The sequence below is a fragment of the Pectobacterium carotovorum genome (assembly GCA_016415585.1).
Lineage (GTDB): Bacteria > Pseudomonadota > Gammaproteobacteria > Enterobacterales > Enterobacteriaceae > Pectobacterium > Pectobacterium carotovorum_K.
Genome location: CP066552.1, coordinates 226,321 through 242,939, shown reverse-complemented (window position 1 = coordinate 242,939; position 16,619 = coordinate 226,321). Strand labels below are relative to the sequence as shown.

Genomic DNA, 16,619 nt, shown 5'->3' with positions numbered 1-16,619 from the left:
TCAAAATATGTCAAGTGAAATAAACTTACAAAAATGGTAGGGATGGGTCAGGGTAACTATGAACGAACAATATTCCGCAATGCGCAGTAACGTCAGTATGCTCGGCAAGCTTCTCGGCGATACCATCAAGGAAGCACTGGGTGAAAACATCCTTGATAAAGTCGAAACAATCCGCAAGTTGTCAAAGTCTTCCCGCGCAGGTAATGAAAAACATCGTCAGGAGTTGCTGACTACGCTGCAAAACCTGTCTAACGATGAACTGTTGCCCGTTGCCCGCGCATTCAGCCAGTTCCTTAACCTGACCAATACCGCTGAGCAATATCATACGATTTCACCGCACGGTGAAGCCGCGAGTAACCCGGCACAGCTTTCCCACGCGTTTGAGCGCCTGAAGGAAAGCAAAGATCTGACCGAACGCGATATCCGTGACGCCGTAGAATCCTTGTCGATCGAGCTGGTGCTGACCGCACACCCGACAGAAATTACCCGCCGGACACTGATCCACAAGCTGGTAGAAGTGAATACCTGCCTCAAGCAGCTCGACCACAACGATCTGGCTGATTATGAACGCAATCAGATCATGCGCCGCCTGCGCCAGTTGATTGCGCAGTCCTGGCATACCGATGAAATCCGTAAAATTCGTCCTACCCCGGTAGATGAAGCCAAATGGGGCTTCGCCGTGGTGGAAAACAGCCTGTGGGAAGGCGTACCTGCATTCTTACGCGAACTGGATGAACAGCTGGAACAGGCTTTCGGCTATCGTCTGCCCGTTGATGCGGTTCCGGTGCGCTTTACGTCCTGGATGGGTGGCGACCGCGACGGTAACCCGAACGTCACGGCGGAAGTTACTCGCCACGTGCTGTTACTCAGCCGCTGGAAAGCCGCCGATCTTTTCCTGCGTGATATTCAGGTGCTGGTTTCCGAGCTGTCGATGTCCGAGTGTACACCGGAGCTGCTGGAGCTGGCCGGTGGCAGCGAGGTACAAGAACCGTACCGCGCCATCATGAAGTCACTGCGTTCGCAGTTGAGCAGTACGCTGAGCTATCTGGAAGCGCGCCTGACAGGTGAAGAGCGCCTGCCGCCTAAAGATCTGCTGATTACCAACGAACAGCTGTGGGAACCGCTCCACGCCTGCTACCAATCGCTGAAAACCTGCGGCATGGGCATCATCGCTGATGGTCGCCTGCTGGATACGCTGCGTCGCGTACGTTGCTTCGGTGTGCCTTTAGTACGCATCGATGTCCGTCAGGAAAGCACCCGCCACACCGAAGCGCTGGCCGAGATTACCCGCTATCTGGGTCTGGGCGACTACGAAAGCTGGTCAGAGTCCGATAAGCAGGCCTTCCTGATCCGTGAACTCAGCTCTAAGCGCCCGCTCCTGCCACGCTACTGGGAGCCGAGCGCGGATACCAAAGAAGTGCTGGATACCTGTCGTGTCGTCGCCAAAGCGCCCATCGGTTCAGTCGCAGCCTATGTCATTTCAATGGCGCGCACACCTTCCGACGTGCTGGCCGTTCACCTGCTGCTCAAGGAAGCGGGTTGCCCGTTTGCATTGCCGGTCGCGCCGCTGTTTGAAACGCTGGACGACCTGAACAACGCTGATGATGTCATGACGCAATTGCTGAGCATCGACTGGTATCGAGGCTTTATTCAGGGCAAGCAGATGGTCATGATCGGCTATTCCGACTCTGCGAAAGACGCGGGCGTGATGGCTGCCTCTTGGGCGCAGTACCGTGCACAGGACGCGCTGATCAAAACCTGTGAGAAAGCGGGTATCGCACTGACGCTGTTCCACGGACGCGGCGGTTCTATCGGTCGCGGTGGCGCACCGGCTCATGCTGCGCTGCTGTCACAACCGCCGGGTAGCCTGAAAGGTGGCCTGCGCGTGACGGAACAGGGCGAGATGATCCGCTTTAAATACGGTCTGCCGGAAGTCACCATCAGCAGCCTGGCGCTGTATACCGGTGCGATTCTGGAAGCGAACCTACTGCCACCGCCGGAACCAAAACAGGAATGGCACGAGGTGATGGACGATCTTTCTCGCGTGTCCTGCGAGATGTACCGTGGCTACGTGCGTGAGAATCCGGATTTCGTCCCTTACTTCCGCGCCGCGACGCCGGAGTTGGAGCTGGGTAAACTGCCGCTGGGGTCACGTCCGGCCAAGCGTCGTCCGAACGGCGGCGTGGAAAGCCTGCGCGCTATCCCGTGGATTTTCGCCTGGACGCAGAACCGTCTGATGCTGCCAGCGTGGCTGGGCGCAGGTGCCGCATTGCAGAAAGTGGTGGATGACGGCAAGCAGGAACAGTTGGAAGCCATGTGCCGCGACTGGCCGTTCTTCTCGACGCGTATCGGCATGCTGGAGATGGTGTTCGCCAAAGCCGACCTGTGGCTGGCGGAGTATTACGATCAGCGTCTGGTAGAAGAGAAACTGTGGCCGTTAGGGAAACAGCTGCGCGATCAGTTAGCCGCCGATATTAACGTTGTGCTGGCGATCTCCAACGACGATCACTTGATGGCGGATCTGCCGTGGATCGCCGAGTCGATCGCACTGCGTAACGTCTATACCGATCCCCTGAACGTGCTGCAGGCTGAGTTGCTACATCGTTCACGTCAGCAGGAACAGCCAGATGCCGATCTGGAACTGGCGCTGATGGTGACTATCGCCGGTGTCGCAGCAGGCATGCGTAATACGGGTTAATCGCGCAAGCAGCAAAAGCCGATCATACAAGGCTTTACGCTATGCGACCACGAAGCGAGAGCGCCTACAGAATCTCGCTTCGTGTCTCTCTGACCAATCACACTTTTGCAACCAATCAATCTGAAATAAGTGGCTAATACGTGGGCAAGTATCACGAAAAATGCCTCCGATTCTTTTATTATTCATTGTTATCCAATAATTAATCTTTATCGCCTCATCTTTCCGAAAAAAGAATTACAAAAAATCGCTTTTCCAACCGATAGCAACTCGTTTATTTAATATATCCTTCTATACTCTAAATTAGAGTTTATTAGATGTTAGAATAAATAATACTTCCGAAGAAAAAATTGAACGGTGACCAAAAATGAAAATTAATGACGCTAATTATTCGATTAAAGAAACAAGTACTGCATGGGGTGTGGATTTTAACAATTCAAATTCATTAAATGAAATATTAAAAAAAATAAAAAAAACATCAACTGAAACTGTGGAAACAACAACACCAGGATCTAATAACAACTCTCTTCTTCGCGTTATAGGAAAAATAACCCAGCCAACGGCCAATGGGCATTTACTTCTAAATCCAAAAGGAATTGACTTAAGAATTATCCCTGGAAAAATAAAAGGAATTTCTATAGAAAAAAAATCGGCAGATAACTACGATATAAATTTCCTAAATAAAAATAAGGATAACGTACTTAAAATTAATTTAACATCAAAAGAGAATATTAGGGAAGAGTCCCTTGAAGTAACATCAAAGCAAGGCAAGCTAAAAGAGATTGACAAAGGTAAAAGCATTGAATTCTTATGGCGTAGCTTGGCTGATATTCATCATTTTTACCCAATGCTAGAGCAATTGGGAATGAGTAAACTTGAAGCATTCAAGGCGGTACCTGACGACTTGGCCTGTCAGGTAGATCCAAGCAGCCTGTGGTCTGTTTTAGCCTCGTTACAGAGGGAAAAAGAGCGATCTATGATTTTTGTCGGTAACGACTCCGTCGTTCAGATCTATACTGGCACCATTAATAAAATCGTCGAGCTTAAAAATAAAGGTAAACTCGTCGTGCATGGAGAAACAGAGGAAGGCCAACGTGCAATATTTAAAATAACGACCAGTAATCTTGGGGAGGCATGGATCGTTAATAAAATGTCAGAGCAAGGTTATATCACTAGCTTAGAGATTTTCGATAAAAATGAGAGCCATATCGCTCAGTTTTATGGCATGAGAACTGAAGGTTCAAAGCAGAGCGATAAATGGGTTGAGTTAATAAAAAGGTTACCTAAAATTATCTAGCAACTTATGAGAAAAAATATGCAGAAGCACTCATAATAATAGTCCTGTTGCTCGTTCTCACTAAGCGATAATCAGAGAGAAACCTGCGGTAAAAGACCACCTCCCTGAACTGCCCCAAGGAGGTGGTTTATAAGGCTGGCAATTAAACTATCCCTATACGAGGTAGCAGCCTTACGCCAGATATTTATCCTGCAAATAGTTCCGTGCACGATTATCCAGACCGTATTCCACTTCAAGCCAGCTATCGATCGAACCGTGTCGTTCGTAGATGGCCTGCAATGCCGTCACAATGAACTCTTCCTGCACCGACAGCACATAAGAGAACTGTCCCAGCGCTTTCTCATTCAGCGTTGCCGACAGATGTGTCAGTAGCTGCTGGCGGAAGGGCGTCAGCGTCGTCTCGGTGAGCAGGTAATCTTCCATCACCGTCTGTTCATCCGCACCCAGCGCAAACATCACCAGTGCAGAACCGATACCCGTGCGATCTTTGCCCACGGCGCAGTGCTGCACTAGCCCGCCCTCATCAGGCCGTAATAACAACGACACCAGTTGTGTATAGGCCGAGTTATTGAAAGGCAAACGGCGGTAGAGCTCCAACATGAATGCCCGAGAATCAAACGCCGCCAGCACATCGGACCCCAGTGAATCCAGATTAGCCGTCACTTCGTGGCGTAATGGGTTGGCCGGATAGGCGTGATAATTAGCCCCCGTCCACAATATGTCAGGCTTCTGCGCAATTTCATCAGCATCCCGATAGTCCACCACATGGGAAATAGGTACGCCAGCAAGATGCTCACAGTCAGCCTGACTCAGCAGATCCAGCGAGCCAGAGCGAAAAAGTTTACCGTGTCGAATAAGCCGCCCGTCAGCAGCGCGGTTACCACCTAAATCGCGGAAGTTGATTCCGCCGTCCAGCGGCAATAAAGAGGGATGAAGCAACGTTGGTTCGGTCATACATCTCCTTGCGAGGTTGAAAGGCGAGCAAGGCAACCGTATTACACACGCAGAGCATGTCGCAGGTTAACCCAATAAACCAGAACAGGTTATTAGAATAAGGGCTGGCCTCTGCGATGACCAGCCCAAAATACCATCAATTTTTGTGCTTATTCAGCCGCTAACAAACGGCGAGTCGCGTCCAGCAACACCTTGATGACGGTGGTTTCGGCCAGTTTCATGGTCGCCGCATCCGGGGTTTCCTGCTGGGTACGGTTCACGATCACGCCCGCGATCATGCCCGCTTTCAGCCCCTGGCTGGCGCACATGGTCAGCAGCGTGGCGGATTCCATTTCATAGTTCAGCACGCCCATGCTCTGCCATTCTTCCATCGAGCCGCGGAAGCGACGGACAACGCGTCCAGAGAAGGTGTCATAGCGTTCCTGACCGGGGTAGAACGTATCGGAAGACGCCGTGATGCCTACGTGCAACGCCGCACCCGAGGCCTTCGCCGCTTCCACCAGCGCGGTGGTACAGCCGAAATCAGCAACGGCTGGGAATTCCATTGGCGCGAAGTGCAGGCTAGCCCCGTCCAGACGGACGGCGGCTGTGGTCACTAGCACATCGCCGACGTTGATGCCGGACTGAATCGCCCCCGTCGTGCCGACGCGCAGGAAAGTCCGGATGCCGAGCTGTGCCAATTCTTCTACCGCGATTGACGTTGACGGGCCGCCAATACCGGTCGAGCAAACAATCACTGCCTTGCCGTCCAACTCTGCACGCCAGGACGTAAATTCACGGTGTGATGCCAGATGTACCGGGTTATCCATCAGGCGAGCAATTTTTTCAACACGCTCAGGATCGCCGGGGACAATAGCCAGCGTCGCGCCCTGTAAATCGTTCTTGACCAGACCAAGATGGAACACATCAGATGTAGACATAACTGCCTCCCGGGCAATCAATTGGGTATTCAGAGAAATCGCGCCGGACGCTCATCTATGCTGCCTTTCGCAGCCAGTCGGCGTCCGTTCAATAAAAAGACTCTAGCGCATCATTACGTTTTTTTAAGTGACGGCAGTCACCGATGAAAAAGAAACAAACATCAACATACATAAAAAATGTGATCAAAATCACTAACTGTCAGATAAGGACGTCATTTTTGCCGATTAATTGTCTTCTAGTGTAGATTCTTTAATCATTGATAGTATTTATCATGGATATTCTGAAATCCCTCTTTCCATGAAAATCGGCCGATAACAGGAGATCGCGTAATGAAGACTGATGAACAGACGACCTTCACACATCTTCCCCAAGGGCTATCCCCAGCGGTGGAACCGCAGACCTCCTCCATCATTACGACAGATTCTGTCGGTATCGTTGCCAGTGAAACCACCATTACTTCTCAGGGTGAGCAGCTACCCGCGTATATCGCCAGACCGGCAAACCACGACGGGCCGCTCCCTATCGTTCTGGTGGTGCAGGAGATTTTCGGCGTTCATCAACACATTCAGGATGTTTGCCGCAGGCTGGCCAAGCAGGGCTACATGGCCATTGCGCCAGAGCTGTATTTTCGTCAGGGCGACCCTAGCCACTATAACGACATTCAGCAAATCCTGACCGAGTTGGTTTACAAGGTGCCTGATACGCAGGTGCTGTCCGATCTCGATCGCGCCGCCAACTGGGCGATTAAACAGGGTGGCGATGCCAGTAAGCTGGCGATAACGGGTTTCTGTTGGGGCGGACGCATCACCTGGCTCTACGCCGCGCACAACCCACAGCTCAAGGCGGCCGTTGCCTGGTACGGCAAATGTACGGGTGAGAAAACGCTGAATAGCCCCAAGCATCCGGTGGATATCGCCACGGAATTAGCAGCACCCGTGTTGGGATTATATGGCGCGAAAGACGAGAGTATTCCTCTGGAGCGAGTGGATATCATGAGGCAGGCACTGCGTGCGGCCAATGCGGCGGCAGATATTATCGTTTACCCCGACGCTGGGCATGCTTTCCATGCTGATTACCGCCCTAGTTACCATGAAGAATCCGCACAAGACGGCTGGCAACGTATGCTGGCGTGGTTCGAACGTTATGATGTCAAATAATGAAGAATTGACGAGAGTAACGCTATATTTAGCCAAATGCCGACTCATTACATAATTCAAGCTTACTCAATCAAACAGGACCAAATAGGCCCTGTTTGATATTTATTCAATACATCTTCAGGATATTGCTACTACATCGTGTAGCCCACCTCAGTATCCTGATCACCGTTGTTAGTGACATCAACCTTAAAGTGATAGAATGGGTTATTAGCCACATTAAGGTCCTGGGCACCTCCCGCAGGGATAGTACAAGCACCAATCACATGCCACCCACCGTCCAAATAAGGTGCACCCCAGTACGTTGTTACGGTTACTTCACTAGGTCCGTAATTTTGAGCGGTTAATAGAGGCGCATCAGTTGGTACTGATTGGGCTATCATAAGAATAAATCGTTGCGGTAGCTCCGCCATGGACTACGATTGTTTGTGACATAATGATTTCCTCATAATAAGTTGTTTATACTATTTTTATCACCTTGAACATTACATTACGACAAAGATAAAATTAATAAACATCGCTGCAGTTAAATATATTAAAAATTAAAAACATTATTAAATTCACCCCTTCGTATTTTATAATATAGGGTGTTTGTTTTAAAAAAAACATCATCCAAATATCCTAGTCTATTTTACGGAATAGACTAGGAATCATTATCTCAGATTGAATTTACTAAAAAATTACGGAGGGAGTTAAATGAATAAAAAATGGTTGTAAAAATGTAAAGAGTTAAAAAATTTTCATATGGTGTAATTAAATAATCTCTGCTGTATAAGTAAAAAATCTGGATGAGGCCAAACGCCAAATCCAGATTGGGTAAATCTTTTCACTTACCAGTGCAACGGTGGTAAGAGAGGGCTACGACAGCCTGCTCGTTAGAACGTCGTCCAGTCGCCGTTATTTCCCTTATTCTTCGCCGCCGCAGGCGCTAAAGACAATGCTGGCGTGCGTATTGGCGTCGATGCGTAAGAAACCGTTTTTCCGTTGCCATACGGCAGAAGCTTAAATGCACTGACCGCTTCTGCCAGAACAGAGGCCTGCGCTTGCAAGGAAAGTGCTGCAGAGGCAGATTCTTCAACCAGCGCCGCATTCTGTTGGGTCGTGGTATCAATTTGCCCAACCGCTAGGTTCATTTGGTTAATTCCGTCGCTCTGTTCACGGCTGGCCTGAGAGATCTCGCTGATAATCTCATTCACATCCCGCACATAGCCCGTTAGCCCACCCATCGTTTCTTCGGCAGTATCCACCAGCGACATCCCTTCCTGAATCTTGCTCACGGAGTCGTCGATCAAATCCTTAATCTCACGTGCGGCGGTCGCACTGCGTTGTGCCAGAGAACGCACTTCCCCCGCCACCACAGCAAAGCCTCGACCCTGTTCACCCGCACGCGCCGCTTCAACTGCGGCGTTCAACGCCAGAATGTTGGTCTGGAACGCAATGCCGTCAATCACGCCGATGATTTCCGCCATACGCTGGGATGAATCACGAATACCGCGCATTTTCTGCGTCACGGAAACCATAACGTCGCCGCTTTGCTTCGCCGCACCAGAGGCTTTGTTCGCGATGTCTGTTGCCTGCTGGGTGTTTTCCGCCGTGTTTTTAATCGTGGACGTCAGTTGTTCCATCGACGCTGCGGTTTCTTCCAGCGAGCTGGCCTGTTCTTCGGTACGCGCTGACAGATCCTGATTGCCTGCGGCGATTTGCGAGGCTGCTGTTGAGATAGTTTCTGCCCCATCACGTACCTGCCCGACAATCGTGCTCAGGCTGGTGTTCATGTGATCCAACGATTGCAGCAGCAATCCGGTTTCATCTTTGCTGGTAACAGTGATACGTGAGGTCAGGTCGCCCTGTGCCACTCTGTCTGCCACTTGCAAAGCCTGCTGTATCGGTCGGGTTACGCTGCGCGTAATTGACCAGGCAATCAGTGCTCCAAATACGGCACCCAGCGCTAAAATAAGCAACAAAATCATGCGGGTGTTGCTGTATACCTCAGCCATCGCTTCAATGGAGGTATCCATTGCATCATCTTGATAATTCACCAATTGTCTTACCGCGTCGCGGTACTGACGTTGGGTAACATTCAAGTTGTTGTTGAACTCCTCAATCGCCGCTTCCCGATTACCCGCCACCACTTCGCTGATAATCTTGTCACCGGATTTCAAAAATTCGTTACGGATTGCGCGGATAGCACGCAGCTGGGAAATCGAACGCTCTTCAACCGTCTGGCTTTCCAGCTTGTCCAGCAAACGGCCAATCTCCTGACGGAACCCATTCACACGGTCGACGTTTTCCTTGATTTTATCCTCACCCGAAACCAGCATCAGCCGCTGATAGGCCACCAGGATGCTGTTTACATTATCAATGAGGCTATTGGCATCCACTGTCTGTGGATAAACCTCTTTCACAATACTTCTGGCACTACCCTGAAAGCTGGATAGCTTAGACAAAGAAAAAATGCTCACAACAAACAGCATCAAAATCAGGATGGCAAACCCTGCACCCAGTCGATAACCAATACGCCAATTCGCTAAATTCATGTCTCACTCCTTTTAGGTAATGCATAGCAATGTCAATTGCGCACATGTCGCAATTTGATGGAACCACAGGGCGGAGAATGGCTGGCTATCCGAAGGAAAAAGGTTCCCCCTGACACACCAGAGATACCTTGAGGCAGGCATTTTACGCACGCTCTCAGCATGAGAGGCGCTATCAAAAACCAAATAGTTCCTCGGGTGTTGAGGTGTAAAAGTGGAAATAAATCTAACAATGATACCAATACAACTGATAAGACCGCCGAGACGGGATTGAGATGATAATGATGGTCTTCCCTCTCCGAACTCATACAACCATAGCCGCTCCTGTGTTATCCATTTTATCGGCACACAGCCCATGACCTTTATTATTTGATCGTTTAAATCATTCAAAAGTAAATAATAAATAGATAGTGGCTATCAAAGAGTCGATTTCGATCGGAAAAATCACACATTAATCTACGAATTATTAACAGAAATAACGACTAAGTTACATAAACGGATAGCCAGATATATTTGATATTAAAAACAAAGAGATGGAAATATTTAAAAAAAAAGGATAACAAGCTGAATAAGAAGAGAAAATCCCGTATTTGCTCTATATAGAGTATGAAAGGAATAAGGGAGGTTATGGCCTCCCTGATGGAATAAACGTCGCGTTAGCAACTCTGTCAAATTATTGCGCTAAGTTTACGCTTTTTTTGCCCCGACCAGTGCCAGAGACAGCGTTGGGGTACTCATTGGCATCGGTGCATAAGAACCGATGTCACCACGGCTATACGACCGTATTTTAAACGCGCTTACCGCCTCTGCCAGAGCAGAGGCTTGTGATTCCAGAGATAGTGCCGCAGAGGCAGACTCTTCAACCAAGGCCGCATTCTGCTGGGTCGTAGTATCAATCTGCCCAACCGCCAGATTCATCTGGTTAATTCCGTCGCTCTGCTCACGGCTGGCCTGTGAAATCTCGCTGATAATGCCGTGTACGTCTTTCACGTGAGCCGTTAATCCGCCCATCGTTTCTTCAGCGGTATCAACCAGTTCCATGCCTTCACGAATTTTGCTCACGGAATCGTCGATCAAGTCCTTAATCTCCCGTGCGGCAGTCGCACTGCGCTGTGCCAGCGAACGGACTTCTCCCGCTACCACGGCAAAACCACGCCCTTGCTCACCCGCACGTGCGGCTTCAACGGCAGCGTTCAGCGCCAGAATGTTGGTCTGGAAAGCGATACCATCAATCACGCCGATGATCTCCGCCATACGCTGGGATGAATCACGAATGCCGCGCATTTTTTGCGTCACGGAAAGCATAACATCACCGCTTTGTTTCGCCGCACCGGTCGCCTTATTGGCAATCTCCGTCGCCTGTTGGGTGTTTTCCGCGGTGTTTTTAATGGTGGATGCCAACTGCTCCATTGAGGCTGCGGTTTCTTCCAGCGAGCTGGCCTGTTCTTCAGTACGCGATGACAGATCCTGGTTACCTGCCGTGATTTGTGACGCCGCCGTCGAGATCGTTTCCGCGCCATCACGCACCTGACCAACAATCGTGCTCAGGCTGGTGTTCATGCGATCCAATGATTGCAGCAGCAGCCCAGTTTCATCCTTGCTGGTCACCGTAATACGTGAGGTCAGATCGCCCTGCGCCACTCTGTCTGCTACTTGCAAAGCCTGCTCTATTGGGCGGGTTACGCTGCGCGTGATAGCCCAGGCAATCAGCGCCCCAAATACGGCACCTAGCACCAAAATAAGCAGCAAAATCATGCGAGTATCGTTGTATACCTCTGCCATGGTCTCGACAGAATTATCCATTGCATCATTTTGGTAATTCACCAACTGCTTCACCGAGTCACGGTAATTGCGCTGAATTACGTTCAGGGTGTTGTTGAATTCGGCGACGGCGACGTCGTTATTACCCGCCAGCGCATCACTAATAATTTTATCGCCAGACTTGATGAATTCGGCACGAAACCCGCGGACAACCCCCACTTGCTTGCGGGCAAGCTCCCCTGAGGCATTGTTTTCCAGATTGTCGAGCAGACGACTAATTTCCTTGCGGTACGCCATAATCCGATCGACATATCCCTGACGCTGTTCCTGACCGGATACCAGCATCATCTGTAAATAAGCGACAAAATGCCCATTCACGTTATCGATGAGGTCATTAGCATCTACCGTTTGCGGATAAACCTCTTTGACGATATCTCTGGCACCATCCTGAAAAGAGGACAATTTAGACAAAGAAAAAATACTCACGGTAAACAACATCAGAATCAAGATGGCAAACCCGCCTCCTAATCGATAGCCAATACGCCAATTCGCTAAACTCATGTCTCACTCCTTTTAGGTAATACATAATAATGACTACTGCGCACAGCTATCGTCTAATAACGCCGCAGAGTGGGAAATAATCTTTTTTTCGGAAAAATAAATATGCTTTATGGGTATTTTAAATATACCCATAAGAGAGTAATTGCAGGTGCACTTTCAACATAATTAAAACGTTAAAAAATACAAACAACCTCGCTCTATTGGTACATCCAGAGCCGCTTCCATGCCGTCTACCTTATCGGCAAAATATTCCTTAGCTTTATGACAGCGTCGATTAACCACGCCGAAGAATAAATATCTTGATAGCGGATAAATAATCCTTTTCGAGAAATAACCTACCAGTCGATGCAGAAAAACAAGGGGGATAGCGCGGCGATTTTATTAAAGGAAAGACAATATAGTTAATTTTCGGGAAGGAAGAAAAACTTGCAGGAGGAAATAATAAACAATCGGAAGGTTGGGGAAATAGTGCGTATTTTATAGGTGTAAAAAATCAGGGAGGCCATAGCCTCCCTGATGTCATCAGTGTCATCAGCCATTAGCTATTACTGGGTTTCACGCAGACGTTGCGCTGCCTGCACCATATTCGCCAGCGCCTGACGCGTTTCCGGCCAGCCACGAGTTTTCAGACCGCAATCCGGGTTCACCCACAGGCGTTCCGCTGGGATACGTTGCGCCGCTTTCTTCAGCAGATCTTCCATCCATTCCACGCTCGGTACGTTCGGAGAGTGGATATCATAAACGCCTGGGCCGATTTCATTCGGGTACTCAAACTCTTCAAACGACTCCAGCAATTCCATATCGGAACGAGAGGTTTCAATCGTAATCACGTCTGCATCCAGCGCGGCGATAGAATCCATGATGTCGTTAAACTCGCAATAACACATGTGGGTATGGATTTGCGTATCATCTTTCGCCACAGCGGCATTCAGACGGAAGGCATCCACCGCCCATGCCAGATAAGCATCCCAGTCAGAGCGGTGCAGCGGCAGACCTTCACGCAGTGCCGGTTCGTCAATCTGGATGATACCAATGCCTGCGGCTTCCAAATCTGCCACTTCATCACGCAGCGCCAGCGCAATCTGCTTAGCGATGGTTTCACGCGTAACGTCTTCACGCGGGAAAGACCAGCACAGGATTGTCACCGGACCTGTCAGCATGCCTTTCATCGGCTTGTCGGTCAGAGACTGTGCGTATTTCGCCCACTCAACGGTGATCGCTTCTGGACGGCTCACATCACCAATGATAACAGGCGGCTTCACACAGCGAGAACCGTAGCTCTGCACCCAGCCGTTCTGGGTAAAGATAAATCCATCCAGATGCTCACCGAAGTATTCCACCATGTCATTACGCTCGGCTTCACCGTGCACCAGCACGTCCAGACCCAGACGCTCTTGCTCAACCACGGCTTGCTTGATGTGCTCAGCAATACCGGTGCGGTAGTTATTGCCATCCAGACGACCCTGTTTGAAATCCAGACGCAGGCCGCGAATTTCGGTGGTTTGCGGGAAAGAACCGATTGTGGTGGTCGGCCACGCAGGCAGATTAAAGCGCTCACGCTGAGCATCCGCACGAACTGAATACACGTTCTGACGCTGGCTGTCCTGTGCGGTGATGGCCGCCAGACGCTGTGTCACAGCGGCGTTATTCACACGCGTTGAGGTACGGCGAGCACGAATCGGTGCGCTATAGGCTTCCAGAGCCTGACTGTTGCCGCTGTTCAGTGCCTGAGACAGCAGTGACAGCTCCGCACATTTCTGAATCGCAAAGGCAAACCAGCTCTTCACTTCATCATCCAGACGTACTTCCACGCTCAGATCGATAGGGCTATGCAGCAGTGAACATGAGCTTCCCAGCCACAGATCGCGCGTTCCCACCAGCGGTTGCAGACGCTCGAACCAGCTGCTCAGGTCAGCACGCCAGACGTTACGGCCGTTAACCACCCCCAGAGACAGAACCCAGTTAGCAGGTAATTGGGCGCTCAGCGTTGCGGCATCATCCTTACCGTAAACCAGATCGATATGCAGCCCCTGAACCGGCAGCGCTTTGATTGTTTCCAGATTCTGGCTAACGCTATCGAAATAAGTCGTCAGCAGCAGTTTCACCTGACCTTGCAGTGCGTCATAAGCCGGTTTAAACGCGGCCAGCCACTCTTGCGGCAGTTCCAGTGCCAGTGCAGGTTCATCAATCTGCACCCACTCAATGCCGCGCTTCGCCAACTCAGCCAGCACCTGCTGGTAAACGGGTAGAATGTCCTGCAGCAGCGACAGACGGTCAAACTGCTCACCCTTCACTTTGCCCAGCCACAGGTAGGTAACCGGACCTAACAGAACAGGCTTCACGTTATGGCCCAGCGCCAGCGCTTCATCGACTTCATCCAGCAGCTGTGTCCAGGTCAGCTTGAACTGCTGCCCTTTGGTGAATTCCGGCACCATGTAGTGATAGTTAGTGTTAAACCACTTGGTCATTTCTGCCGCAGCAGCGGGTTGACCGGTTGGCGCGCGTCCACGACCAATACGGAACAGCGTATCTAGATCGACCGAGCCATCTTCATTCTGATGGCGCGCAGGCACGTTACCCAACAGCAGACTCGTGGTCAGCACATGGTCGTACCAGGCGAAATCACCCACTGGCAGCAGATCAACGCCAGCATCCTTCTGTTGTTGCCAATGACGCGCACGTAGCTCACGTCCAACGGTCAGCAACTCTTCCTGTGTCGCGTTACCTGCCCAGTAGTTTTCCTGCGCTTTTTTCAGTTCACGGCGTAGTCCAACGCGCGGAAAACCCAGTGTATGATTCACAATCGCCATCGTTAACTCCTCATTTAGCCGTCCAGATGTTTACACATCCATAATCCGCAGGTACTGTAGTAATCACAAGCGCAATTTATTCACTGTCACTGTGAAGGACTCTCATGATCGAATTTAAACACCTGCGAACGCTGCAAGCACTGCGCAATACCGGATCGTTAGCCGCCGCTGCCGCTGCACTTCACCAAACTCAATCGGCGTTATCCCACCAGTTCAGCGATCTGGAACAGCGCCTTGGGTTCAGGTTATTCGTGCGTAAAAGCCAGCCGCTGCGCTTTACACCTCAGGGAGAAATTCTGTTGCAGTTGGCAGAGCAGGTGTTACCGCAAATCCAGCAGGCGTTACAGTCGTGCCACGAGCCACACCAAACCACGCTGCGTTTGGCAATTGAGTGCCATAGCTGTATTCAGTGGCTGACGCCTGCGCTAGACGAATTCCATCAGCACTGGCCGCAGGTGGTGATGGACTTTAAATCAGGCGTGACGTTCGATCCTCAACCAGCACTTCAACAAGGCGAACTGGATCTGGTTATGACCTCCGACATCATGCCGCGCAGTGGCCTACACTATTCGCCTCTGTTTGATTTTGAAGTCAGACTGGTGCTGGCTCCCGACCATCCGCTGGCAGGAAAAGAGAAAATCGAACCGGAGGATTTCACCGCCGAGACCCTGATGATTTATCCGGTACAGCGGCAACGGCTGGACGTCTGGCGTCACTTTTTACAACCTGCAGGCGTCAGTCCTACGCTGAAAAGCGTGGACAATACGCTGCTGCTGATTCAGATGGTCGCCGCCCGTATGGGCATCGCCGCGCTACCGCACTGGGTGGTGGAGAGTTTCGAGCGTCAGGGGCTAATTGTAACTAAATCGCTAGGTGAGGGACTTTGGAGCCGGTTGTACGCCGCCGTCCGTGACGGAGAGCAGCGCCAACCGGTGATTGATGCGTTTATTCGTTCGGCGCGTCAGCACGCTTGTGAGCACTTACCATTTGTGAAGGACGCTTCACGACCCAACGCTGGTGTACCCACAGTGAGGACGTAATAATTATCGTCCCCACGATAAAGCTCAGCCAGTCTGGCGTTTTATGCCAGATAGCGAAGTTGACCAGTAGACCAGCCGGCACGTGAAAGTTATTCATTATGCTAAGCGTTCCGGCATCCACCTGGGTTGCGCCGTAGTTCCACATAAAATAACCCAAGCCAGAAGCGCCAATCCCCAGCCATGCCAGCACGCCCCACTGCAAGGTTGTGGTAGGTAATTTATCCAGATTACCGAAGAGCAGCCACGCGGCTATCGTCACGATCGCAGCCCCCAGATAAAACCAGGAAAACGCACAGTGCTGTGGCACGGGATAGAGCTCCATCAGGCGCTTATAACCCACCTGACCTGCGGCAAAACACACGTTCGCCGACTGAACCAGCAGGAATCCCCACCAGAAATGTTCACTCACGCCGTGATAGTGGATCACCGCCGCCCCGAATACTGCCAGCAGAGCGCTCATCACGTAACCCCAGCGCAGGCGCTGTCGGGCAAGCAGATCGTAAATCAGCGTAACGTACAGCGGCGTCATCACCGTAAAGAGTAAAAACTCAGGTACGGTCAGGTACAGGTAAGCCTGGAACACGAACAGGTACATGATACCAAGTTGGCAAGCACCCACTAACATATACAAGAAAATGACACGCGGCGTGTAACCCCGCAGGCGTAAGAACGGTAAAAACACCACGGCTGCGGCCGTCAGACGGAACATCGCAGAAAACCAGCTATCAACCTGACCCGCCAGATATTCGCCAATCAGGCTAAATGAAAATGCCCACAAAATAGTGGTGATAGTGAGTAATGGCACGACAACATCCGCTTAGGAAAAAAGTATCGCCATTGTAACGGAGATGGCTGAATGAATTTCAGTCAATGTGGTTTACATTAGGGTGAA

General features: G+C 50.6%; 10 protein-coding genes. 4 read left to right on the top strand and 6 right to left on the bottom strand.

The annotated features are described in order from the left end of the window. The first annotated feature begins 58 nt into the window (after window positions 1-58). Window positions 59-2,698 (top strand): phosphoenolpyruvate carboxylase, encoded by a 2,640-nt coding sequence (gene ppc, locus JFY74_01080; GenBank protein QQG28704.1) that lies wholly within the window; start codon window positions 59-61, stop codon window positions 2,696-2,698. A gap of 364 nt (window positions 2,699-3,062) precedes the next feature. Next, window positions 3,063-3,992, top strand: coding sequence for a hypothetical protein (locus tag JFY74_01075; GenBank protein QQG28703.1), 930 nt, complete (start codon window positions 3,063-3,065; stop codon window positions 3,990-3,992). 171 nt (window positions 3,993-4,163) lie between these two features. Here the strand turns inward: JFY74_01075 and JFY74_01070 are convergent, their stop codons facing one another. Next, a complete protein-coding gene (locus JFY74_01070) occupies window positions 4,164-4,946 on the bottom strand; it encodes a tyrosine-protein phosphatase (protein QQG28702.1) in 783 nt (260 codons plus the stop codon). A gap of 149 nt (window positions 4,947-5,095) precedes the next feature. After that, window positions 5,096-5,866 carry a uridine phosphorylase gene (udp, locus tag JFY74_01065; protein QQG28701.1) on the bottom strand — a complete coding sequence of 257 codons (771 nt, stop codon included), beginning with the start codon at window positions 5,864-5,866 and terminating at the stop codon, window positions 5,096-5,098. Window positions 5,867-6,196: 330 nt separating this feature from the next. Here udp and JFY74_01060 point away from each other — a divergent pair, with 330 nt between their 5' ends. After that, window positions 6,197-7,024, top strand: coding sequence for a dienelactone hydrolase family protein (locus JFY74_01060; protein ID QQG28700.1), 828 nt, complete (start codon window positions 6,197-6,199; stop codon window positions 7,022-7,024). Window positions 7,025-7,896: 872 nt separating this feature from the next. Here the strand turns inward: JFY74_01060 and JFY74_01055 are convergent. The 3 genes from JFY74_01055 to metE form a co-directional block, all read right to left on the bottom strand. Next, on the bottom strand, window positions 7,897-9,558 hold the full coding sequence (locus JFY74_01055) for an MCP four helix bundle domain-containing protein (protein ID QQG28699.1): 1,662 nt from the start codon (window positions 9,556-9,558) through the stop codon (window positions 7,897-7,899). A gap of 684 nt (window positions 9,559-10,242) precedes the next feature. Beyond that, on the bottom strand, window positions 10,243-11,877 hold the full coding sequence (locus tag JFY74_01050) for an MCP four helix bundle domain-containing protein (protein QQG28698.1): 1,635 nt from the start codon (window positions 11,875-11,877) through the stop codon (window positions 10,243-10,245). A 545-nt stretch (window positions 11,878-12,422) separates the two neighbouring features. Next, entirely contained in the window at window positions 12,423-14,687 is a 2,265-nt protein-coding gene (gene metE, locus JFY74_01045; protein QQG28697.1) for a 5-methyltetrahydropteroyltriglutamate--homocysteine S-methyltransferase, read from the bottom strand. Between the two features lie 104 nt (window positions 14,688-14,791). Between metE and metR the strand changes: the two genes are divergently transcribed. Further along, the gene (gene metR / locus JFY74_01040) at window positions 14,792-15,727 is read left to right on the top strand and encodes an HTH-type transcriptional regulator MetR (GenBank protein ID QQG28696.1); all 936 of its coding nucleotides are present in this window, start codon (window positions 14,792-14,794) and stop codon (window positions 15,725-15,727) included. Here metR and JFY74_01035 read toward each other — a convergent pair. Continuing rightward, complete coding sequence (locus JFY74_01035) at window positions 15,633-16,532, bottom strand: DMT family transporter (protein ID QQG28695.1); 900 nt, start codon at window positions 16,530-16,532, stop codon at window positions 15,633-15,635. The genes metR and JFY74_01035 overlap by 95 nt on opposite strands. Window positions 16,533-16,619: the final 87 nt, after the last annotated feature.